Raw genomic sequence first — 20,897 nt, 5'->3', positions numbered from 1 at the left:
ACAGGAATAATTATCAAAAAGACTTACGGCTTTTTTCCGCTCCTTCGACAAACAGGAATAACACCTGCCAATCGTAAGGAGCGCTGCATTGAAGTCCCGTTCTGTAACCCCGATTAAAACCCGCCGCAGTCACCTGGCAATCGCCCTGCGCGTGGCTCTGTTCACCCCGGGCGCCGTGTTGCTGGCGGCCCCGTTCTGTGTCCAGGCGGCTGATGCGGTGCAGGCCCGCCCCTATGACGTTCCAGCCGGCAGCCTTGAAGACAGCTTGAACCGGTTTGCCGAGCAGGCGGCCATCAGTTTGTCGTTTGATCCGGCGCTGGTCAGAAACAAGCGCACGGCAGCTTTGCAGGGGCAATTTGCCGTCGATTCGGCGCTCCAGCGCCTGTTGAGCGGCAGCGGCCTGATGGCCAGTCTCGGCAGCCAGGGCACCTGGTTCTTGCAGGCGCTACCGGCCGGGGCCGTGCAACTGGAGGCGACCCAGGTCACCGGCAGTGCCTTGGGGGCGACTACCGAGGGTACCCGCTCCTACACCACGGGGCGCTCGGCGACCGCAACCAAACTGCCGTTGTCGCTGCGTGAAACCCCGCAGTCGGTCACCGTGGTCACCCGCCAGCGGATGGATGACCAGGGCATGAAAAACCTCGATGACGTGCTGCAGAACGCCACCGGTATCACCGTGCTCAAGAACGGCGCCGAGCGTTCGATGTACATGGCCCGCGGGCAGTTGGTAGAGACCCTGCAGATCGACGGCATCCCCACCAATATCAGCAACGCTTACTCGATGGATGCGATCGCCAAGCCGACCACCGAGATCTACGATCGGGTCGAGATCGTGCGGGGCGCCACGGGACTGATGGAGGGGGCGGGTAACCCATCGGCGGCGATCAACCTGGTGCGCAAGCGCCCGACTGTCGAACCCCAGGTGCTGGTGGAAACCTCGGTCGGTTCCTGGGATGACTACCGCACCCTGCTCGATCTGTCGTCGCCGCTCAACGAGCCGGGCACCCTGCGCGGGCGGACGGTGATCAGTTACAACAACGCCAACAGTTACCTGGACACCGCGCAGAAAGAAAACCAGGTGTTCTACGCCATCGTCGAAGCCGACCTGTCGGATTCGACAATGGCGACGCTGGGTTTCACCTACCAGAAGGATCGCAACTCCGGCTACGACTGGTCCGGCTTGCCGACCCAGGAAAACGGCGCGTTTTACCCCTTGTCCCGCTCCACTTCCCTGACCGGCAAGTGGAACCACCTCGACAAGCGCAACACCACGGTGTTCGGTGATATCCAGCATGACTTCGATAACGACTGGAAGCTGGTGGTGGCCGCCAACCAGACTTGGGCCAAGTCCGACTTCCTCGGCAACTTCACGACCAAGGTCGCCAACACCGACAGCAGCTTTCGCCTGCAACCCCGTCATTTCCGCTACAACGACACCCAGACCAGCGTCGACAGCTACCTGACCGGCCCGTTTCAGTTGTTCGGCAAACAGCACGAACTGATCCTGGGCAGCAATGCGCGGATCGACGACTTCGACTACCACGGCGGCAACGACCTGACCTACAACTACGTGTTTGACGTCAACGACCCGGGTGCCTTCAACCCGCCGGCGCCTACGGCCCTGAGTGTCAATAAATGGAAGTACAACATCACCCAGGAACAGCAGGGGGTATACGCCGCCGGCCGTTTCAGCCTGAGCGATTCCACACGCTTGATCCTCGGCAGCCGGGTCAGCTGGTTCAAGAGCGAAAACCTGACCCAGGTCACCGCACGCAACAAGAGCGACTACGCGAAAAACCGTCAGTTCACGCCCTATGCCGGCCTGGTTCAGGAGCTCAACCAACAGTTCTCGGCCTACGCCAGCTACACCGAAATCTTCAAGCCGCAGAACAACCTCGGGGTGGATGGTTCGATCCTCGACCCCATGACCGGCAGCAACTATGAGATCGGCCTCAAGGGTGAATTCCTCGATAAGCGCCTGACCTCGGCGCTGGCGCTGTTCCAGACCGACCAGACCGGCCGCGCCGAAGCGATTGACGGTAATGAAGCGGCAACCCTGTGTCCGGCCTTGCCCAACGGCTGCTACCGTGCTTCGGACAAGGTCCGCAGCCGTGGCCTGGATCTGGAGCTGAACGGAGCCTTGAGCGCTGATTGGAACTTGTCCGCCGGCTACACCTACACCCAGTCCAAGTACATCGGCGGCAGTCAGAAAGGTGAGGACTCTTCGGCCTCGTCGCCACGTCACCTGTTCAAGGTCAGCACCGACTACCGCCTGCCGGGAGTGTTGAACAAGGCCCGGGTCGGTGGCAGCTTCTATGCCCAGAGCAGCATGACCTATACCGAGGCCGGCAGGTCCTTCAAGATCCAGCAGGATCCCTACACCCTCACTAACCTGCACGCGGTGTACGAGATCAACCAGAATCTGGAAGTGCAGTACAACCTAGATAACGTCTTCGACAAGAAGTACATCCAGACCACCGGCAACACCAATTACTGGAACTTCTACGGCGAGCCGCGCAACTTCAACCTCGCCCTCAGGGCCAAGTACTAGGCAAAAAAAACGCCGGGCCAGGCCAAGGTTCTCCTGGCCCGGTGCGGCGTCAAAACGGCCTCAGTTATTGTCGATATCGACATCCTTGGTTTCCCGCAGGCAGATCAGCCCTACGACCAGGCTGACTCCGGTGACCAGCACCGGGTACCACAGGCCGTAGAAAATATCGCCGGTGTAGACCACCAGGGCAAAGGACACAGTGGGCAGGAAGCCGCCGAACCAGCCGTTTCCGATGTGATAGGGCAGGGACATGGAGGTGTAGCGGATGCGGGTCGGGAACAGCTCGACCATCAGCGCCGCCAGCGGCCCGTAGCACATGGCCGCGATCAGGATCAGAGCCACGATCAGCACCACCACCATGGTTTTGTTGACGTTCTGTGCGTCAGCCTGTTGCGGGTAGCCGGCCAGGGTCACCGCGCCGCGCAGGGCCGCTTCGTCGAAACCGTCGAGCTTCAACTCACCGACGCTGACCTGGACCGGGCTCCCGGCCGGGGCGGCGACGCTGCTATAGGGCAGGCCCTGCTTGACCAGGAAGGTCTTGACCTTGTCGCACGGGCTGTCGAATTTGGCCTTGCCCACCGGGTCGAACTGGAAGGTGCAGGTGGCCGGATCGGCGATCACGCTGATCGGTGCCTGGCGGCTGGCCTGGTCGATGGCCGGGTTGGCGTAGTGCGCTAGGGATTTGAAGATCGGAAAGTACAGCGCAGTAGCCAGCAACAGGCCGACCATCAGCACCGGCTTGCGTCCGACCTTGTCCGACAGCCAGCCGAAAAAGATGAAGAACGGCGCGCCGATCACCACGCTGATGATCAACAGCATATTGGCCAGGGCCGGGTCCATCTTGAGGAACTGGGTGAGGAAGAACAGCACGTAGAACTGTGCGGCGTAGAAGGTCACCGCTTGCCCGGCGTTGATGCTGAACAGGGCGATCAGCACCACCTTGAGGTTTTCCCATTTGCCGAAGGATTCGCGGATCGGCGCCTTGCTGGCGCGGCCTTGCTCTTTCATTCTGAGGAAGGCCGGCGACTCGTGCAGGCTCATGCGGATCCATGTGGAAATCCCCAGCAGCACGATCGACAGCAGGAATGGCAGGCGCCAGCCCCAGACTTCGAACTGATCGCCGGTGAAGTAGCGGCAACCCAGCACCACCAGCAGCGACAGCAACAGGCCGAGGGTCGCGGTGGACTGAATCCAGCTGGTGTGAAAGCCGCGCTTGCCGGCTGGCGCGTGCTCGGCGACGTAGGTCGCGGCGCCGCCGTACTCACCGCCCAGCGCCAGTCCCTGGAGCATGCGCAGCAGCACCAGGATGATCGGCGCGGCGATGCCGATGCTCGAATAGGTCGGGAGCAGGCCCACGGCGAAGGTCGCTACCCCCATGAGGATGATGGTGACCAGGAAGGTGTATTTGCGCCCGATCATGTCTCCCAGGCGCCCGAACACCAGCGCGCCGAACGGGCGCACCACGAAGCCGGCGGCAAACGCCATGAGCGCGAAGATAAAGGCCGTGGTGTCGTTGACCCCGGCGAAGAACTGCTTGCTGATGACGGCCGCGAGGGCGCCATACAGGAAAAAGTCGTACCACTCGAATACCGTCCCCAGGGACGAGGCGAAGATGACTTTGCGGCTGCCTTTGCCAGTGGCGGCGGCCAGGGGCGGGTTCAGGGGCTGAGCGTGGTCTGACATACAGGTGTCCCTCACAGTGATTATTTTTGTTGTTCCACTGCCAACGCCAGTATCGGCGCGGTTAGCGCGTCACAGCTTCTTGGTAGGAGCCGGCGTGCCGGCGATTTGTTCCACGGCCCGGGCTCCATGCTTCGGGTCGCGCTCGCCGGCCAGCCGCTGGTACGGGTCAGGCAAGTTGCGGCTGTTGGCTGATGTTCCGGGTGGCCGGGGCCAGAATCAGCTCGGCGGCTTTTTCGGCAATCATCAGGGTGGGTGAACAGGTGTTTCCCGAGGTGATGCGCGGCATGATCGAGGCGTCGGCGACGCGCAGCCCCGGGATGCCATGCACCCGCAGTTCGGCATCCACCACCGCCTGGCGATCCTGGCCCATGCGGCAGGTGCCCACCGGATGGAAGATGGTGGTGCCGATGCGCGCCGCGGCTTCCTGCAGTTGCTCCTGGCTGTGCAGCTCGGCGCCGGGCAGGTATTCGCTGGGTTTGAACGCTTGCAGGGCCGGAGCGGCGACGATGCGTCGGGTCAGGCGGATGGCGTCGGCGGCCACTCGCAGGTCGTGCGGATGGCTCAGGTAATTGGGCTGGATCACGGGGGCCGCGCCGGCGTCCAGGGAGCTGATTACCACCTGGCCGCGACTCTGCGGGCGCAGGTCGCAGACCGAGGCGGTGAACGCCGGGAAGGCATGCAGCGGTTCGCCGAAGCGCTCCAGGGACAGCGGTTGCACGTGGTATTCGAGGTTGGCCGAGGTCTGTTCCGGCCCGGAGCGGGCAAACGCGCCAAGCTGGCTCGGGGCCATGGACAGCGGGCCACTGCGGTCGTACAGGTAGCGCAGGCCCATGCCCATCTTGCCCCACAGCGTGCCGGCGATCTGGTTCAGGGTGCGGGCGTTTTCCAGTTTGTAGATCAGCCGCAGTTGCAGGTGATCCTGCAGGTTGGCACCGACCCCGGGCAGCTCGTGGGCCACCCCCAGGCCGAGGTGTTGCAGGAGCGGCGCGGGGCCAATGCCCGAGCGCTGGAGAATGCATGGCGAACCGATCGAACCGGCACAGAGGATGATCTCGCGGCGCGCCTTGAAGTTGTGCAGCCGGCCCTGGCATCGTGCCCGGACGGCCACCGCGCGGCCGTTTTCCAGCAGCACCCGTTCCACCTCGATGTCGGTGAGCACGGTGAGGTTGGGGCGCTGGCGAATCGGCTTGAGAAAGGCCTTGGCGGCGTTCCAGCGCACCCCGGCCTTCTGGTTGACCTGGAAGTAGCCGCAGCCCTGATTGTCACCGCCGTTGAAATCATCGATGCGAGGAATGCCGCTTTGCTCGGCGGCGTCGCGAAAGGCGTCGAGTATCGGCCACGACAGGCGCTGGCGCTCGACCCTCCACTCACCGCTGGCACCGTGCAAGGGCGAGGCCCCGGCGAAGTGGTTTTCGCTCTTCTTGAACAGCGGCAGCACCTCCTGCCAGCTCCAGCCCGGGTTGCCGTCGGCTGCCCAGCCATCGTAGTCACCGGCCTGGCCGCGCATGTAAATCATGCCGTTGATCGATGAACAGCCGCCCAGCACTTTGCCCCGTGGGTAGCTCAGGCTGCGCCCTTGCAGGCCGGGTTCGGCCTCGGTCTTGAAGCACCAGTCGGTGCGCGGGTTGCCGATGCAGAACAGATAGCCGACGGGGATATGGATCCAGGCGTAGTTATCGCGCCCACCGGCTTCCAGCAGCAGGACCCGGTGTTGCGGGTTGGCCGACAGGCGATTGGCCAGCAGGCAGCCGGCAGGGCCGGCACCGACCACGATGTAGTCGTATTGATCAAAGGCAGGCAGCATCCATGACCTCGTGTGGATTCTTGTTGTGGTGAATCGTCCTGATTCGTTGCGTTGCCCTGCAAGGGTAGCTTTCGCTCGGTGGCTGTGTGGTTTAAATCACAGACTTTCTGCTGCCGGTTTTGACCTGGAGGTTGCGCTGAATGGGCCAGCGGCGGCGCTGGGTTGTCGAGGCTCGGGTTGGGGCCCGCGTCCGCACGCGGCCCGTGCCTGGCCGCAGCGGCTACGGGGAGGTTGGACGTCGTTCTTGGCGGCGGTGGGTGTGCAGCAGCAGGCCCATGGCGATCAGGCTGCTGGCGCCGGCGAGCAGCATGGCCAGGCGAAATCCGCTGCTCATGGCGCTGCTGTAGAGCTCGGCAAACAACCCGCAATGGCTGGGGAAATAGTGCTGGTTGACCGCTGCCCGGGCCATCGGCAAGGCGTCGGTAAAGCCGTTGGCCCGAGCCGACTCACTGAGCCGGCGTACCGCCTGGGCGCTCATCAGGCTACCCAGCAGGGCAATGCCCACGCTCATTCCGGTCTGGCGCAGGGCGTTCATGGTGGCCGAGGCGATCCCCGCGCGTTCCGCTGGCGCCGTGGCCATCACGCTGAGCCCGGTCGCCGGGACCGCCAGGCCCATGCCCAGGCCCAATACCGCAAACAGCGAGCCCACCCACCCGTAGGGCGTGTGGGCGTCGAAGCTGCTCATGGCGCACATCGACAGGCCAATCAGGCCATAGCCGATGATCATCAATTGCGGCACCGGCAGGCGCCCCGCCAGGCGGCCGAAAAGCATCGACACACAACCGGTGACGATAAATTGCGGGAGCATGCGCAGCCCGGTTTCCGAGGCCGACCAGCCCTGGATCTGCTGCAGGAAAATCGAAAAGAAAAACAGGCTGCTGTAGCTGGAGAACCCCAGCATGAACGAGGCCAGGTTGGCCACGGCAAACGGGCCCTGGCGCAGCAGTTGCACCGGCACCAGAGGGCGTTTGACCCGGCGCTCCACCAGCACAAACAGCACCAGCATCACGCCAGCCAGGACCAGGGCCGTGAGGGCTGTGGGGCCGCTGAAGCCCTCATCGCCGGCGACGATCAGGCCATAGGTCAGCGCCCCCAGCCACAGCACGCTGAGCACCTGGCCGGCTGGATCGAGTGCTGCGTGCTCGGGGTGTTTGCGTTCGCTGATGCCCCAGGCACCCAGGACGATGGCCAGCAAGCCGAGCGGCAGGTTGATCAGGAAAATGCTCGGCCAGCCCAGCGAGTCCAGCAGCACGCCGCCCACCAGCGGCCCCAGGATCAGGGCCATGGCAGTGAACGCCGACCAGCCGCCAATCACGTGGGCGCGCTGCTTCGGGTCGGGGAAGGCATGGCTGAGAATCGGCATCGCCCCGGGGATCAGTAGCGCCCCGGCCAGCCCTTGCACTGCGCGCCCGGCCAGCAATTGCAGCAGGTCGCCGGCCCAGGCGCAGAGTGCCGAGCCAATGCTGAACAACCCCACGCCGATCAGCCAGCAGCGCTTGTGACCGTAGCGATCGCCCAGGGGGCCGGCCGACAGCATGAAGGCCGACAGGCAGATGGCGTAGGCATTGACCACCCACTGCAACCCGGCAAGGTCGGTGTTCAGCGCGTGCTGCAAGGTCGGCAGGGCAACGTTGACGATGCTGATATCCAGTGTCGCGAGGAAGGTGCCGAGGTAGGCGGCGGCCACCAGGGCCGGGCGGCGATAACGCTGCATGAGACAACTCCCGGAGGGGGGGAAGGGAAGTGAGTGGCGGCATCATAAGTAGTCGACTGACCGTCGGTCAATGGGTTATGAAGTGCGCTGCTGTCGCTAGCGCACGGCGATTCCCCTAAACTGTCGACCTTTGTCTGCCAGGCCGGACCCGCCGATGACCGTGAAACGCACCAGGGATGAACAGCAGGCGCCAGACCTGCCGCGCCCCCGAACCAAACCTGCCGAAGTGCGCCTGGACGAACTGATGGCAGCCGCCGAAAGCCTGTTCCTGAGCCAGGGTGTGGAAGCCACCACCATCAGTGAAATCGTCGAGCGGGCCCAGGTCGCCAAGGGCACCTTCTATCACTACTTTGCTTCGAAGAACGAGATGCTGGTGGCCCTTGGCGAGCGCTACACCGCGCATTTTCTCCAGCGCCTGGAGCAGGCGGTCGAGGCCTGCGCCGCCGACGATTGGGTGGCACGCCTGTCGAGCTGGATCCGCGCCAGCGTCGACACGTACCTGGCGACCTACCGGATTCACGACATCGTCTACACCAACCATCACCACCATGACCGCGACAACCCGGACAAGGGCGCGATCCTCACCCAACTGCAGGGCATCCTTGAAGGTGGGCAGCAGGCCGGCACCTGGTCGCTGTCGCACCCCGGCATCGTGGCCTCGCTGATCTATGCCGGGGTGCATGGCGCCACTGACGATGTGATCGCCGCCCGTCAAGGTGACAGCCAGGCCCTGGCCGACGTCATCATCCAATCCTGCCTGCGCATGCTCGGTGTACCCAGGGCTTAGGCCCAGTCATTTTCTGTAAAAGGACTTACCTGCTCGATGAAAAAACGCACCCGCATTCTCTGCGCCGTGGTCGCTGTGTTCCTGGCGTTTCAGGGTTACTACGCCTTCTATTACGGCTACACCTATCAGAAGCCGGACTACAGCCCAAACAAAGCGTTCTACTACCAGAAGTACCGGCTGTTCAGCTGGAGCCGCTGGATCCCCAGCATCGGCATGCCCGGTGATGGCGCGCAGTCGTTGTACAACACCGGTGGCTATGTACGGGTGTTCAGGGCCGACGGGACTCTGGAGGGGCAGTTCTACAACAGTTGCGTGGCGATGACCGAGGTGCACTGGACGGGTGACTCGATTGTCGGGTTTGGCTGCGGTGAGAGTGACGACAACCTGGTGGAACTCTCGGCGGATGGCGGATGAGTCGTCATCGCGGCTTGCCCGATCGCCTTGAGAGGGCGGGCGGGTTCCGGGTCTGCCGAGCCGACTCGGGCGCGATGTCGAGTGTCGACGCCGGGGCCGTGCGCGAGGCTCGGCCCATGACCCTGGCGCAGGAAGCTTGAGATGGAGTTTGAATCACTGTTCGCCGGCCTGGTGCAAGGGGCCTTCGACGCTGGCCCCGGGTTGCTGAAGCTTGCCGCGCTGAGCCCGGCACAGCTGCTTGCCCAGGGCTTTGATCGGGTGGGGGAACCCCTGGAGTTTCATCTTTACGAAAAGCCGGCGGTGCTCACCCGCAAGGGTCGTGAGCTGGGTGTGCTGTTGAAGGTCTACTTTGATGCCGAGCGCCGCCTTGGCCCCGGCGTGGAACTGGGCAAGGGCTTGCGCCTGACTTCGCTGCTGGCGTGCTACCTACGGCTCAGGGGGCTGGAGCAACCGAACCAGGGCGCCCTGGAGTTTTATTTTGTTGATGATGAGCGCAGGGAAGGCGCGGTGATTATCGAGGGGAGTACCGTGGTCCGCTTCAGCCAGTGGGATCGAAGAGCCGGGTACCGGGTTGCAACCCTGGAGCGCAACTTTCCCGAGGCGGGGCCTTGCCAGGACCTGGCGACCTCTATGGTCAAGCGCACCCTGCACCCTTTGGCGCTGGAGTCGGTGCCCTCGCGTCGCACCGGCAACCCCGCCTTTGACCGCTTGCGTCGCGCCTGGCCCCCACCTCTGTAGCCGCTGCCGAGCCCGCGAGGCTGGCGGGCCCTCTAAAACGCCGCAGAGTGTCAGGTGTTCGTACGTTCTCGCACAGCTCAGTCCTCCCCCAGCAACTCGAACTGCGTGCTGCCCAGGCATTCGCCATTGACCAGGATGTGCACCCGGTGGCTGCCGGCGTAATGCCGGCGGGTGCTCAGTTCGCGGATGTGCTGGGCGCGGCTCAGGGTTTCGCGGGCATGGGCGGCGAGGGTCAGCGCCTTGAGCTTGAACACCTTGGCCGACGTGGCGCCCGAGGCCTTGACGTAATCGATGGCGTAGTCGACCACCAGCTTCTGGCTGGCGGCAGCCGTCGAGGCCAGGGTGAAGGACAGATTCACCCGCTCCCCCAGGCGAATGGTCGGCGGTTCGATCCGCAGGTCCAGCAGCTCGACCTCGGCCCGGGCACCGGCGCCGATGATTGCCAGGGCCCGGCGGTCGCCCTGCTTGATCAGGCTGCGCAGGGCATGCCGGGCAATCCACGCGGTGTGGCGGTTGTCCAGGGGCCAGCCTTCGATCAGGTCCAGGACCCAGCTCGGGTGATCCTTGGTGATGTCATTGAGGTGGTTGGCCACCGATTTGCGCACGTACAGGCTGGGGTCGGCCTTGAGCGCGTCGAGGATCGGCGCGGCCAGCGTCGGGTCGGCCTGGATCTGCTCCAGGCGAAAGGACCAGGGCAGGCGCGGGCGGCTGCCTTCACTGGCCAGGCGCCGCACATGCTCATCCGGGTCCAGCGCCCACTGCTGCATCAACGCCAGGGTGCGCTGCGGGTCGCTGCGCAGAAAAGGCCGTATGGCAAATTCCGAGGAGCCGAACCCGGTGAAAAACTTCAGCGCCTGCATCGAGCGCTCGAAGGCATGGGTGCCATGACTGGCCACGTAGTGCGGCAGGAACATGCACACAAACCGGCTGTCCAGGCGCGGCGCCAGGGCTTCCAGCAACCCCAGGCTGGTTTCGTAGTCCAGCGCCAGCACGCTGTGCAGGCTGTCACTGACCCGGGCCAGGCGCTGCATCACCGATAACTCGGCCAGGCCCTGGCTCGCGTGCTTGAGAAACCCCCGGCGATCGAACCCCGGATACACCGCCAGCATTTCGTCGGCGATATGTTCCAGGCGTTGCTGGTTGAAGATTTCCTTCAGCGCAGGTGCGCTTTGCTCGGCGGTGGTCATCGGCAGATCCAGTCAGTGGCAGGGCCCGAACACTCTACAGCAGGGCCCTGACAGTTTATGTCAGGAGCCGCAGGCTGGAGAGAGGTGGCGCGGGCGCAGCCCTTGCAAACCCGGACACCGCGCTGCCCGGGAGTCAACGCCAGGGCGCTTAACGCGGTGGCGGCAATGGGCTTTCGACCTGCTCGTCCAACTGGTCGGCGGCAAACAGCCGTGCCAGTTCATTGCGCGCCTCCTGGGCGGTCTGCAGTACCTTGGCCGCGTCGTCGTACACCGCGTGCTGGGCTTGCAGCACTTGTTCGTCGTGGCGGGTAAAACGCTGGATGCGCGAGTCGGCCTGGGCCTGGCTCAAGCCGAGGCCGACCAGGGTCCGCCGGCTCATTTCCAGGCTCGAATAATAGGTTTCACGCACCGCTTCGGCGCCCAGGTCCACCAGCTTGTGCACGTGCTGGCGGTTGCGGGCACGGGCAATGATTTTCATGTGCGGGTACAGCTTGCGCACCAGGGCGGCGGTCTGGATGTTGGTGTCCGGGTCATCGGTGGCGATCACGAAAAACTCGGCCTCGCCGACCTTGGCCGCATTGAGGATCTCGGGGCGCATCGGGTCGCCGTAGAACACCGGCATACCGCCGAAACTGCGGGTCAGCTCGATGGTTTCCACCGAAGTGTCGAGGGCCACGAACGGCACTTTCTGCGCCTTGAGAATCCGCGCCACAATTTGCCCCATGCGGCCCATGCCGGCGATCACCACCCGCGGCGCGTCGCTGTCGATGTCCCGCAGGTGCGCCGGGACTTCCACCGGCTTGCTCTTGGGCACCAGCAGGCGCGAGCAGGCCAGCAACAGCAGCGGGGTCATGGCCATCGACAAGGTGATGGTCAGCACCAGCAGGTCATACAGCCGCGCCTCGAACAGGCCCTGGTCACGGCCGATCTTGAACACCACGAACGCAAATTCGCCGCCCGCCGCCAGCACCACCCCCAGGCGCACGGCGCTCAAGCGCCCGAGCCCCCCGGCCAGGCGCCCGACCACGTACAGCAAAGGCAGCTTGAGGCCGATCAGCAACAGGGTCAGCCCGAGCACCGCCAGCGGTGCGCTGAACAGCAGGCTGATATTGGCCCCCATGCCGACGCTGATGAAAAACAGCCCCAGCAGCAAGCCTTTGAACGGTTCGATCTGGGCTTCCAGTTCGTGGCGGTATTCCGAGTCGGCCAGCAGCAGGCCGGCGAGGAACGCACCCAGGGCCATGGACACCCCGGCCAGATCCATCAGCCAGGCGGTGCCGATGACCACCAGCAGCGCGGTGGCGGTGGACACCTCGGGCAGCCCGGTGGCGGCCACCACGCGAAACACCGGGCGCAGCAGATAACGCCCGCCAACCACCACAACTGCAATGCTGCCCAGCACCTGCAGGCCGTGGGTGATGTCCTGGGCGGTGCTGGTGTGGTGATCGCCGCCGGCCAGGGCCGGTACCAGGGCGATCAGCGGGATGGCGGCAATGTCCTGGAACAGCAGAATGGCAAACGCCAGGCGCCCGTGGGGGCTGTTGAGTTCCTTGCGTTCGGCCAGGCTTTGCAGGCCGAAGGCGGTGGAGGACAACGCCAGCCCCAGGCCGAGGACGATGGCGCTGTTCAGGGGTTGGCCGAACACCAGTAGGGCCATGCTGCCGATCACCACCCCGGTCAGCAGCACCTGGGCCAGGCCGACGCCGAACACCGCCTTGCGCATCACCCATAGCCGTCGCGGCGACAGCTCCAGGCCAATGATGAACAGCAGCAGCACCACCCCCAGTTCGGAAATATGGCTGACGCTCTGCGGATTGCCGATCAGCCCCAGCACCGACGGGCCGATGATCACCCCGGCAAACAGATAGCCCAGGACCGCCCCCAGTTGCAGGCGCTTGGCCAGGGGCACGGTCAGCACCGCCGCGAACAGAAACACGACGGCGGCTTGTAACAGGTTGCCTTCATGGGGCATGGGCTTACTCCGGGGGATGGGCAGCGCTGGTTGACCTTGGCCAGCAGGGCGCGACCCAGGATAGGGGGATAAGGTTACGACCGATCGATGGCCGCTGGCGTCACAACTGGCTGCGCCAGGTACTGGTAAATTCTGCGGCCGCCGGCGGCAGGCGGTTCAGCAGGGCCACCGCGTTGTCGCCCTGGTTGTAATAGACCAGGAAGTCGCCGTGTTCAAAGCAGACCATGAAGCCGCTGAGAATGCTTGTGTCCAGGTGCGGCCATGTATCGAACAGCGCGGCGACATCGGTGATCAGTTGACCCGCCAGATGGCCGGCGCTGAGGGTGGCCAGCAGGTCTTCGGCGCGCCATTCGCAGCATTGCCCCGGCTCCAGCTCGAAGGCGGGCGTCAGGTGCAGGGGCTGGTGGTCGGTGCCGACGCTTTCGCCGTCGCTGAGCAGGAACATCGACAGCAGGCTGGCATCGCTGCAGCGCCATTGCAGGTCGCCGCAGTCATCCATGACCCGCTCGCCGGCAAAAAAATAGCGCTCGTTGTCCAGCCCGGCCAGGCGTTTGCCGATCAGGCTGCGCAGTCGTTGCAGGTCGAGGGCCTGGCGTTCGGCACCGGAGGTGCGGCAGTGTTGGCCGCTCACGCCGTGGCCTGGGGGGCAGCGGCAGTATGGGGCGCCGGGGCCTGGGCGAGCAGGGGTGGCATCGGGCAATCCAGCAGGTCGGCCACCGCGCGCATCAGCTCGGCTTCGGCCACTGTCACTTCGCCGTCGTATCCGATGCAGCGGGCCATGGCGCCGAGCAGCGTCGGGCGTTGTTCCAGTGTCAGCTGGCGCAGGCGGAGCAAGGCCTGGTCCAGGTGTTCAAGGTCGGTTTCAGTTGCTTGCGGGCGCTCGAATGGCAGCCCGCCCCAGGCGCAGGTCAGGGCCCGGCGTGCCTGCTCCGGGTCGGCCTGGCCGGCGTTGGCCAGGGCCCCGAGCAATACCGCCAGTTCAGCGCTGCACTGGGCCAGGGTCCATTTGGACTCGGCGGCGGGCAGGCCTTCGACATTGCGCTGCACGATGCGCAACAGGGTCCACTCCAGCAGCTCGACCTTGTCGTCAGCCTCGATCAGGTGCCTGAGGTTGTCCATGAAGACCTGCAGTGCGTCCTTGTCCAGTTGCTTGAGGGCCGGGATGACCAGGTCCAGCAATGGCAGGCGCAGGCCCGGATCAAGCTGCTCCAGAGCCGGGCTCAGGGAGTCGACGGCGCCCCGTAGCGCAGCGTCGGTGCTGCCGGCCAGCTGTTGCCGTTGCAGGTCGCGGACCGTTGCGATTGGCGACAGCAGCAGGCCGTAGACCAGGGCCTGGGCCCCGGTGCTGCTGCGGGCGCTGTCCTTGAGCCGTGGGTCGAGGCTGGCCAGGGTCTGTTGCGCCGCGTGCAGGTGGCCCTGTTGCGGCGCGCCGATGGTGGCAATCGAGGCTTGCACGGCGGCCAGGTCAAACACCAGTGCCGCCGGCGCAGGGGCGACGCTGGGCAGGGAGCTGAGCACTTCGGAAAAATCGAGGTCGCTGCTGCCGCTGGCGGCGGGCAGCTCGACCAGGGCCACGCTGGGGAAGTTGCCGTCCCAGCTCGGCTCGATCCGGCGAATGCGTTCGCCCAGGGGTGGGTGGGTCGCCGAGCCACCGCTGGCGGATAGCGTCGCGCCTTCGCTGAAGTAGAGATGGCTGAATTCGGCGGCGTGGGCGGCGTCCAGTTTGGAGCTGGCGGAGTAGCCGCCGATCTTTTTCAGGGCGCCGAGGATGCCGGTCGGGTTGCGGGTGAACTGCACCGCCGAGGCGTCGGCGAGGAACTCGCGTTCGCGGCTGATGGCGCCCTTGATCCGATTGCCGAAAAACGTGCCCACCGACCCCAGCAGGACCAGGGCCATGCCGATAAACAATCCCACGGTCCCCGCCTGGTTGCGCCCGGACTTGCTATTGAGAGCGCTGGAGCCGCTGGCAATCACATTGCCCACCAGGCCGATCACCAGGATGCCGTGGACGATCGCCACCAGCCGGGTATTGAGGCGCATGTCGCCGTTATAGATGTGGCTGAATTCATGGGCGATGACCCCCTGCAGTTCATCGCGGTTGAGGACCATGATCGCCCCGTGGGTGACCCCGACCACAGCGTCCTGGGGCGTGAGCCCGGCGGCGAAGGCGTTGATCCCGACATCCGGCAGCACGTACACCTGGGGCACTGCGGTGCCGGACGCCAGGGCCATTTCTTCGACCACGTTAAGCAGTCGCTGCTCCTCCAGCCCCCGGGGTTCGAGGTTGATCAAGCGGCCGCCGAGCCGCTCGGCCACCACCTTGCCGCCGGCGCGCAATTGCGCGTGCTTGCTCAGGCTGGCACCGATGACCACCACCAGTACCAGAGCGGCGATGCTCGGCACCATTTGCCAGTTGATGCCTGCCTCGATTTTCATTTCCTGCTGGAGCTGCTGCATACCCACGATCAGCACCACGCTGGTGACGGCGATCAGCGAGATCACCGCCAGGGTCATCAGCACTACCAGCTGCAGGGTGCGCCGTTTGGCACGGGCCTGGTGTTCAAAAAAATTCATCGGACCGTCCGTGGTGAAAGCGGGTTAGAACGCAACCTTGGGCGCTTGCTGGATCGCCGCGCTGTCGGCGAATTCCAGCAGGCTGGCGTCGCTGCCATGGCCCAGGACCCCGGCCAGCAGCACCGGCGGGAAGCTCTGGCGATAGCTGTTGTAGGCCATGACAGAGTCGTTGTAGGCCTGGCGGGCGAAGGCCAGTTTGTTTTCGGTGCTGCTCAGCTCTTCGCTCAATTGCTGCATGTTCTGCGAAGCCTTGAGGTCCGGGTAGGCTTCCATGGTCACGTTCAAGCGGCCCATGGCGCTGGTCAGGGCTCCTTCGGCCTGGCCCAGTTGCGCCATGCTCTGGGCGCTGCCCGGTTGCGCCCCGACCGCCTTGAGGCCGGCGAGGGCGGTGTTGCGCGCGGCGATCACCGCTTCGAGGGTTTCGCGCTCGTGCTGGAGATAGCCCTTGGCGGTTTCCACCAGGTTGGGGATCAGGTCATAGCGGCGCTTGAGCTGGACTTCGATCTGGGCGAAGGCGTTCTGATAGCGATTGCGGCGGTTGACCAGGGTGTTGTAGATGCTGATGGCACCGATCACCAGCACGGCCAGAATGGCCAAGGCGACGAGGGTGGAAATAGCCATGGTGATGTCCTTATCCAGGTGGTTCTTGTGGGGCGCATGGTAACCGAATTTTTTCTCTTCACGCGCCGCGTTGGTCGCCTGGGGATCGCTTTTTTGCCGTCGGAGCGCTGGCCCCGACGTCCATCGGCAAGGGCTGTGAATGATTTCCCCGCGCCGCGGTCCGACCCAGGGTATGCCTTGAATTCTGGAGTGCCTCATGATCGTCAAACCACTGATTGCCTGCCTGTCCCTGACCGCCTGCCTGTCTGCCATGGTGCCCCTGGCCCAGGCCCAGGAGGCCACCGATAAAAGCGTGTCCTCGACCTTCAACGGGCGCGAGCTGGTGGTCGGCGACCGTGCCCCGGACTTGTATCAGCGTGAGGTTTCGGCCATCCACGACTGGAAGAAAACAGGCCTGAAGGCACCCCAAGAGCAAAGCCAGTGGGTGCAGATCAAGGACCAGTACGTGCTGGTGGAAATCACCAGCGGCAAGATCCTCGACATGGCGCCGGTCAAGCGCTGAGGCACTGGCCGGACGTCGCCAGCGCGTCGCGGGGTTTGCCAAGCGCGAGCAATTCTGCGAAAACCCTGCGCGCATTCCCCGGCGGCGGGGAGCGTTGAACGAGGGGCAATGATGAACGAGCAGATGAGCGACCAATTACAGGTGATCGATACTCAGTTGGGCGACGGCAAGGCCGTGGTCAAGGGGGCGTTGATCACCACCCAGTACCGGGGCTTTCTGGAAGATGGCACGAGCTTCGATTCCTCCTACGAGCGCGGCAAGCCATTCCAGTGCGTGATTGGTACCGGGCGGGTAATCAAGGGCTGGGACCAGGGCCTGATGGGGATGAAAGTCGGCGGCCAGCGCAAGCTGCTGGTACCGGCGCACCTGGCCTACGGTGAACGCTCCGTGGGGGCCCATATCAAGCCCCATTCCAATCTGATCTTCGAGATCGAATTGCTGGAAGTGCTGACCCGCGACGACTGATCCGACCCTCAGTTACCTCCACTCCGTGGCCCGGGCGGCTATTGCCCGTGGGCCACCCTGCCATTGCCGTGCTGCTCTATAACGGGCAGGCGTTGCCACCCATCCAAATGTTTGGCGGCATGCTTGCCAGGCTGGCCGGCCAGGGGTGAAGATGCTCGCCACATAGGGGTAGGGGGTATAGGTATGTCGCACACGCATGCACAGAAAGATGAACTGCTGAAACGGGTCCGGCGCATTCTCGGGCAGGTCCAGGCCGTGGAACGGGCGCTGGAGTCCGGCGCCGAATGCGCCAAGACCCTGCACCTGGTGGCCGCGACCCGTGGCGCCATCAATGGGTTGATGGGCGAGATCATCGAGGCCCATGCCCTGGAGCATGTGGCCAACCCCGAGCTCAGCGATGCAGAGCGGGCCAAGGGCGTCGACGAGTTGCTCGAAGCCATCCGCCGCTATTCCTGACAGGGGACTCCCGCATGAGCATTGCAGCGCAAGCCCGGCATTTTTCTCATCCTCACCTGTTTCTCGGCGCCGGCCACGACGATAACGCGCGCCGCACCCTGTGGGTGGTGGCGCTGACCCTGGTGATGATGGTCGGCGAAATTGCCGCCGGCTATATCACCGGCTCCATGGCCCTGTTGGCCGATGGCCTGCACATGGCGACCCACGCCGGAGCCCTGGGCATTGCGGCGGCGGCCTACGGCTATGCCCGACGTCATGCAGGCAGCACGCGCTTCAGTTTCGGCACCGGCAAGGTCGGCGACCTCGCGGGCTTTGCCTCGGCGATGATCCTGGGCCTGGTGGCGCTGGGCATTGCTGCCGAGTCGCTGCTGCGCCTGTTCCAGCCGACCCAGGTGGCCTTTACCGAGGCCACACTGATTGCGGTGGCGGGGCTGGCGGTGAATATCCTCAGCGCCTGGCTGCTGGGCGGCCATCACACCCATCATGGGCATGGGCAGCACGCGGAGCACGGACACGGGCATGAACATGCCCATGACCATCCCCATGAGCACGCCCACGCCCATCACGACAACAACCTGCGTTCGGCCTATGTGCATGTGCTGGCCGATGCCCTGACTTCGGTGCTGGCGATTGCCGCGTTGCTTGCGGGGCGTTACCTGGGTTGGGTCTGGCTTGACCCGCTGATGGGCCTCGTCGGCGCGGTGGTGATCGCCCGCTGGGCCTACAGCCTGATGAAGACCAGCGCCGCCGTGCTGCTCGACGCCAGCGACGAGCAGGTGGCCGCAGAGATTCGGCAATTGGTGGAGTCGAGCGGGGACGCCAGCATCACCGATTTGCATGTGTGGCAGGTCGGGCCCCAGGCGCGGGCGGCCATTGTCAGCGTCCTGGCCCAGCCGTCGCTGAGTGCCGAGGCGTTGCGCCAGCGCCTGGCCGCGGTGCACGAGTTGGCGCACCTGACCCTGGAGTACCGCAGCCTGTAATCGCGCCCGGCGCCCTCAGGCATTGTCGGGCGCCAACAGCCCGTGGGCCGAGTAGGCGATCCCGCTCAGCGCCACCACCAGCAGCACCAGGCTGGAAGCCCAGGTCACGGCCCGCTGGTACTTGAGCGTGAGGGCGTGGCGCGAAAGCAGGATATAGCCCGCCAGCACCGCGAAATCGATCACCACCCACAGCCCGATCAGCACGCTCACGCTGGTGCTGAACGACGGGCTGACCTGGATGAACCGGGGAAAGAACGAGACAAAGAACAGGATGTCCTTGGGGTTGGAAACCCCCACGAGAAAACCTTGCAGCAGATTCCCGCCTGCCCGCTGCGGCCGTGATCCCTCGGGGCTGGCGGAGCGCTCTGGCGCCCGCAGGCTGCGCAGCCCCTGCCATGCCAGGTAACCGATAAAACAGCAGCCCAGCAGGCTCACCCAGTTGAGCAGGGACGGCGCCAGCTTCAGGCTGCCGCCTAGAATCAGCACCGCCACCAGGGCCAGCAGCAAGGACGCAGCGTTGGTGCCCAGGGCGGTCAGCACGGCGCGCCGTGGACCGGCCCGCAGGCTGGTGTTGACGATCAGCGCCACCACCGGCCCCGGTGTCGCCACCAGCAGCAGCACGCTGAATACATAAAGCACCACCAGGGAAAGTTGGAGTTGCACGAACGGCCCGCCTTGTAACGAGTGAAAGGTGCATCGAACGGCCGATGCGTCATGGTCCGGCACAGCTTGACCGGCTGACGGCGGGTTTAAAAACCGATAAAGCTGTAACCTTGCATGAGTATTTATCATTGTCGGAGCCACTGATGGCCGAACGTATTCCTCCGCTTTATGCCCTGCGCGCCTTTGAGGTGGCGGCCCGGACCTGCTCCTTTACCCAGGCCGGGGCCGAGTTGGCACTGACCCAGAGCGCGATCAGCCGCCATATCCGCACCCTGGAAAGCGCCCTCGATTGCCGCCTGTTCGAGCGCAAGGGACCCAAGGTGACGCTCACCGATGCCGGCCAGCGCCTGGCCCAGGAACTCAAGGTGGGCTTTCGGATTATCGAAGAGGCTTGCCTGCCGTTTCGCGGCAACGCCCTGCAACTGCGGCTCAAGGCGCCGTCGACCCTGACCATGCGCTGGTTGTTGCGGGCCCTGGAGACCCTCAGGCAGGCCGAGCCCGAACTGGAGGTGCAACTGGCCAGTGTGTGGATGGATGTGGACGCTGTGGATTTCCAGGCCGAGCCCTACGATTGCGCGATTTTGCTGGGCAACGGGCAGTTCGGCGCCGGGGTCGAGGGCTGCAAGCTGTTCGATGAATGGCTGATCCCGATCTGCGCCCCCGAAGCCGCGCCGACCACGCCCTGGAACCTGCAGCGCTTGCAGGAAGCGCAATTGATCCACCCCTCGCCAGACCGCCGCGATTGGCGGCGCTGGCTCGCAGCGCAAGGGTGGCTGGAGCAGGTACGGCTGGATCGCGGCAAGGTATTCGACACCCTCGATCAGGGCATCAGCGCGGCCATGCGCGGCCACGGGGTATCTATCGGTGACCTGCACCTGGTGGCCGACGACATTCGTGACGGCCAGGTCGGCTTGCCATTCGACAGCGCTGTGGCCTCGGGGGACGGTTATTACCTGGTCTGGCCCAAGGCCGGCCCGCGCCGGGAAAAAATCCTCCGCCTGCGGGATTTCCTGATCGGCGACCTGCCAAGTCTCGCCGGCATCGACCTCAATTACCTGCCCCCGGTGTAGGCGCAGTGCGCGCCTGGCGCCGGATCAGACCGTGGCGGGTGGCTGGCGCAGCATGACCCAGTCGCGGTGCAGGTCGGCGCCGCATTGGAAGGTGGTTTCACCGACGTTGATAAAGCCATTGCGCTGGTAGAAACGGATCGCCCGTGCGTTGGCTTCGCTGACCGTCAGCCGAATGGGCTGGGTGAGCGATTCCAGCGTCTGTTGCAACAAATACTGGGCGCCGCCGCTGCCGTGAAAATCCGCCGCCAGGTAGCAGCGGGTCAACTCTGGCACCTGGTCTGCCTCGGCGATACCCAGGGCCTGCGGACTCAGTTTGACCAGGCTGTAGCCGATGACCTGGCCCTGGTGCACCAACACCCGCAGCTGTTGCTCCGGGTCATCCAGGGCCGCATTGAAATGCTCTACCTGCAACTGGTCCTGGATAAAGGCTGTGATCTCCGCGGGCGGCGTATTGGCCGGGCAGGCCAGGGCGAAGGTCTGGGCGGCGATCTGGCTGATGCGCGGGCTGTCGGCGTGAAGCGCGTCGCGAACCTGAAAGGGCATGGGGCCTGTCCTCCTGAGGGTTAGTCGATGGCAGCGGCCCATCATAAACAGGCCGCCCCAGCAGGATTGGCTGAAAGCGCATTTTTTCAGCCGATGTGTTCACATCCCAGGCCAATGTTCGACAGGATCCGCCGCTAGGCCGTGGAGCTTCTATCTGCCTGGAAGTGCGCTCA

The 20,897-nt window shown here is 64.7% G+C and carries 20 protein-coding genes; 10 read left to right on the top strand and 10 right to left on the bottom strand.

Going from position 1 to position 20,897, the window contains the following annotated elements; all coding sequences use genetic code 11:
• Nucleotides 1–88: 88 nt before the first annotated feature.
• Entirely contained in the window at nucleotides 89–2,551 is a 2,463-nt protein-coding gene (locus AC19YX_RS04065) for a TonB-dependent siderophore receptor (RefSeq protein ID WP_500605711.1), read from the top strand.
• A gap of 60 nt (nucleotides 2,552–2,611) precedes the next feature.
• Here the strand turns inward: AC19YX_RS04065 and AC19YX_RS04060 are convergent, their stop codons facing one another.
• The 3 genes from AC19YX_RS04060 to AC19YX_RS04050 all read right to left on the bottom strand — a co-directional run bounded on the left by AC19YX_RS04060 (nucleotide 2,612) and on the right by AC19YX_RS04050 (nucleotide 7,752).
• Nucleotides 2,612–4,234 (bottom strand): MFS transporter, encoded by a 1,623-nt coding sequence (locus AC19YX_RS04060; protein ID WP_201130552.1) that lies wholly within the window; start codon nucleotides 4,232–4,234, stop codon nucleotides 2,612–2,614.
• 166 nt (nucleotides 4,235–4,400) lie between these two features.
• Nucleotides 4,401–6,038 (bottom strand): GMC family oxidoreductase, encoded by a 1,638-nt coding sequence (locus AC19YX_RS04055; protein WP_500605710.1) that lies wholly within the window; start codon nucleotides 6,036–6,038, stop codon nucleotides 4,401–4,403.
• Between the two features lie 220 nt (nucleotides 6,039–6,258).
• On the bottom strand, nucleotides 6,259–7,752 hold the full coding sequence (locus tag AC19YX_RS04050) for an MFS transporter (RefSeq protein ID WP_500605709.1): 1,494 nt from the start codon (nucleotides 7,750–7,752) through the stop codon (nucleotides 6,259–6,261).
• A gap of 154 nt (nucleotides 7,753–7,906) precedes the next feature.
• Here AC19YX_RS04050 and AC19YX_RS04045 point away from each other — a divergent pair, with 154 nt between their 5' ends.
• From AC19YX_RS04045 to AC19YX_RS04030, 4 genes are read left to right on the top strand one after another with little or no spacing between them, the layout of a single operon-like run.
• Nucleotides 7,907–8,539: a TetR/AcrR family transcriptional regulator gene (locus AC19YX_RS04045; protein WP_078472527.1), complete on the top strand. Its 633-nt coding sequence runs from the start codon at nucleotides 7,907–7,909 to the stop codon at nucleotides 8,537–8,539.
• A gap of 36 nt (nucleotides 8,540–8,575) precedes the next feature.
• Complete coding sequence (locus tag AC19YX_RS04040; protein ID WP_078472526.1) at nucleotides 8,576–8,953, top strand: hypothetical protein; 378 nt, start codon at nucleotides 8,576–8,578, stop codon at nucleotides 8,951–8,953.
• Nucleotides 8,950–9,093 carry a hypothetical protein gene (locus AC19YX_RS04035; protein ID WP_500605708.1) on the top strand — a complete coding sequence of 48 codons (144 nt, stop codon included), beginning with the start codon at nucleotides 8,950–8,952 and terminating at the stop codon, nucleotides 9,091–9,093. The genes AC19YX_RS04040 and AC19YX_RS04035 overlap by 4 nt, the downstream gene beginning before the upstream one ends.
• A gap of 1 nt (nucleotide 9,094) precedes the next feature.
• The gene (locus tag AC19YX_RS04030) at nucleotides 9,095–9,691 is read left to right on the top strand and encodes a hypothetical protein (RefSeq protein ID WP_500605707.1); all 597 of its coding nucleotides are present in this window, start codon (nucleotides 9,095–9,097) and stop codon (nucleotides 9,689–9,691) included.
• Between the two features lie 77 nt (nucleotides 9,692–9,768).
• Here AC19YX_RS04030 and AC19YX_RS04025 read toward each other — a convergent pair whose 3' ends face one another.
• From AC19YX_RS04025 to AC19YX_RS04005, 5 genes are all read right to left on the bottom strand, one after another.
• The gene (locus tag AC19YX_RS04025; protein ID WP_201130557.1) at nucleotides 9,769–10,878 is read right to left on the bottom strand and encodes a DNA alkylation repair protein; all 1,110 of its coding nucleotides are present in this window, start codon (nucleotides 10,876–10,878) and stop codon (nucleotides 9,769–9,771) included.
• 148 nt (nucleotides 10,879–11,026) lie between these two features.
• A complete protein-coding gene (locus tag AC19YX_RS04020) occupies nucleotides 11,027–12,850 on the bottom strand; it encodes a monovalent cation:proton antiporter-2 (CPA2) family protein (protein ID WP_201130558.1) in 1,824 nt (607 codons plus the stop codon).
• A gap of 100 nt (nucleotides 12,851–12,950) precedes the next feature.
• Complete coding sequence (locus AC19YX_RS04015; protein WP_500605706.1) at nucleotides 12,951–13,481, bottom strand: hypothetical protein; 531 nt, start codon at nucleotides 13,479–13,481, stop codon at nucleotides 12,951–12,953.
• Nucleotides 13,478–15,424 carry a M48 family metallopeptidase gene (locus AC19YX_RS04010; RefSeq protein ID WP_500605705.1) on the bottom strand — a complete coding sequence of 649 codons (1,947 nt, stop codon included), beginning with the start codon at nucleotides 15,422–15,424 and terminating at the stop codon, nucleotides 13,478–13,480. The genes AC19YX_RS04015 and AC19YX_RS04010 overlap by 4 nt, the downstream gene beginning before the upstream one ends.
• A gap of 24 nt (nucleotides 15,425–15,448) precedes the next feature.
• Nucleotides 15,449–16,045, bottom strand: a complete 597-nt coding sequence (locus AC19YX_RS04005; RefSeq protein WP_500605704.1) for a LemA family protein — start codon at nucleotides 16,043–16,045, stop codon at nucleotides 15,449–15,451.
• Between the two features lie 196 nt (nucleotides 16,046–16,241).
• Between AC19YX_RS04005 and AC19YX_RS04000 the strand changes: the two genes are divergently transcribed.
• The 4 genes from AC19YX_RS04000 (at nucleotide 16,242) to dmeF (ending at nucleotide 18,448) form a co-directional block, all read left to right on the top strand.
• On the top strand, nucleotides 16,242–16,547 hold the full coding sequence (locus AC19YX_RS04000) for an RcnB family protein (protein ID WP_500605703.1): 306 nt from the start codon (nucleotides 16,242–16,244) through the stop codon (nucleotides 16,545–16,547).
• A 123-nt stretch (nucleotides 16,548–16,670) separates the two neighbouring features.
• Complete coding sequence (locus AC19YX_RS03995) at nucleotides 16,671–17,012, top strand: FKBP-type peptidyl-prolyl cis-trans isomerase (RefSeq protein WP_500605702.1); 342 nt, start codon at nucleotides 16,671–16,673, stop codon at nucleotides 17,010–17,012.
• A gap of 183 nt (nucleotides 17,013–17,195) precedes the next feature.
• Entirely contained in the window at nucleotides 17,196–17,468 is a 273-nt protein-coding gene (locus tag AC19YX_RS03990; protein WP_020298789.1) for a metal/formaldehyde-sensitive transcriptional repressor, read from the top strand.
• Between the two features lie 14 nt (nucleotides 17,469–17,482).
• Entirely contained in the window at nucleotides 17,483–18,448 is a 966-nt protein-coding gene (dmeF, locus tag AC19YX_RS03985; protein ID WP_500605701.1) for a CDF family Co(II)/Ni(II) efflux transporter DmeF, read from the top strand.
• 15 nt (nucleotides 18,449–18,463) lie between these two features.
• Here the strand turns inward: dmeF and AC19YX_RS03980 are convergent, their stop codons facing one another.
• Complete coding sequence (locus AC19YX_RS03980) at nucleotides 18,464–19,111, bottom strand: LysE family translocator (RefSeq protein WP_500605700.1); 648 nt, start codon at nucleotides 19,109–19,111, stop codon at nucleotides 18,464–18,466.
• A 143-nt stretch (nucleotides 19,112–19,254) separates the two neighbouring features.
• Here AC19YX_RS03980 and AC19YX_RS03975 point away from each other — a divergent pair, with 143 nt between their 5' ends.
• Nucleotides 19,255–20,181: a LysR substrate-binding domain-containing protein gene (locus AC19YX_RS03975; RefSeq protein ID WP_078472727.1), complete on the top strand. Its 927-nt coding sequence runs from the start codon at nucleotides 19,255–19,257 to the stop codon at nucleotides 20,179–20,181.
• A gap of 24 nt (nucleotides 20,182–20,205) precedes the next feature.
• Here AC19YX_RS03975 and AC19YX_RS03970 read toward each other — a convergent pair whose 3' ends face one another.
• Entirely contained in the window at nucleotides 20,206–20,724 is a 519-nt protein-coding gene (locus AC19YX_RS03970) for a GNAT family N-acetyltransferase (protein ID WP_500605699.1), read from the bottom strand.
• Nucleotides 20,725–20,897: the final 173 nt, after the last annotated feature.

The sequence above is a fragment of the Pseudomonas sp. MF09150 genome (assembly GCF_059862355.1).
The sequence above is the reverse complement of the archived record's forward strand: the minus strand, read 5'-3'. Positions and strand labels throughout refer to the sequence as shown.

Bases quoted from the DNA above. Each gene is read 5' to 3' on its own strand.
- AC19YX_RS03990 (WP_020298789.1), top strand. From the start codon at position 17,196: ATGTCGCACACGCATGCACAGAAAGATGAACTGCTGAAACGGGTCCGG.
- AC19YX_RS04050 (WP_500605709.1), bottom strand. From the start codon at position 7,752: ATGCAGCGTTATCGCCGCCCGGCCCTGGTGGCCGCCGCCTACCTCGGC.
- AC19YX_RS04010 (WP_500605705.1), bottom strand. From the start codon at position 15,424: ATGAATTTTTTTGAACACCAGGCCCGTGCCAAACGGCGCACCCTGCAG.
- AC19YX_RS04040 (WP_078472526.1), top strand. From the start codon at position 8,576: ATGAAAAAACGCACCCGCATTCTCTGCGCCGTGGTCGCTGTGTTCCTG.
- AC19YX_RS04020 (WP_201130558.1), bottom strand. From the start codon at position 12,850: ATGCCCCATGAAGGCAACCTGTTACAAGCCGCCGTCGTGTTTCTGTTC.
- AC19YX_RS04000 (WP_500605703.1), top strand. From the start codon at position 16,242: ATGATCGTCAAACCACTGATTGCCTGCCTGTCCCTGACCGCCTGCCTG.
- AC19YX_RS04030 (WP_500605707.1), top strand. From the start codon at position 9,095: ATGGAGTTTGAATCACTGTTCGCCGGCCTGGTGCAAGGGGCCTTCGAC.
- AC19YX_RS04055 (WP_500605710.1), bottom strand. From the start codon at position 6,038: ATGCTGCCTGCCTTTGATCAATACGACTACATCGTGGTCGGTGCCGGC.
- AC19YX_RS04035 (WP_500605708.1), top strand. From the start codon at position 8,950: ATGAGTCGTCATCGCGGCTTGCCCGATCGCCTTGAGAGGGCGGGCGGG.
- AC19YX_RS03995 (WP_500605702.1), top strand. From the start codon at position 16,671: ATGAGCGACCAATTACAGGTGATCGATACTCAGTTGGGCGACGGCAAG.
- AC19YX_RS03970 (WP_500605699.1), bottom strand. From the start codon at position 20,724: ATGCCCTTTCAGGTTCGCGACGCGCTTCACGCCGACAGCCCGCGCATC.
- AC19YX_RS04005 (WP_500605704.1), bottom strand. From the start codon at position 16,045: ATGGCTATTTCCACCCTCGTCGCCTTGGCCATTCTGGCCGTGCTGGTG.
- AC19YX_RS04060 (WP_201130552.1), bottom strand. From the start codon at position 4,234: ATGTCAGACCACGCTCAGCCCCTGAACCCGCCCCTGGCCGCCGCCACT.
- AC19YX_RS04045 (WP_078472527.1), top strand. From the start codon at position 7,907: ATGACCGTGAAACGCACCAGGGATGAACAGCAGGCGCCAGACCTGCCG.
- dmeF (WP_500605701.1), top strand. From the start codon at position 17,483: ATGAGCATTGCAGCGCAAGCCCGGCATTTTTCTCATCCTCACCTGTTT.
- AC19YX_RS03975 (WP_078472727.1), top strand. From the start codon at position 19,255: ATGGCCGAACGTATTCCTCCGCTTTATGCCCTGCGCGCCTTTGAGGTG.
- AC19YX_RS04025 (WP_201130557.1), bottom strand. From the start codon at position 10,878: ATGACCACCGCCGAGCAAAGCGCACCTGCGCTGAAGGAAATCTTCAAC.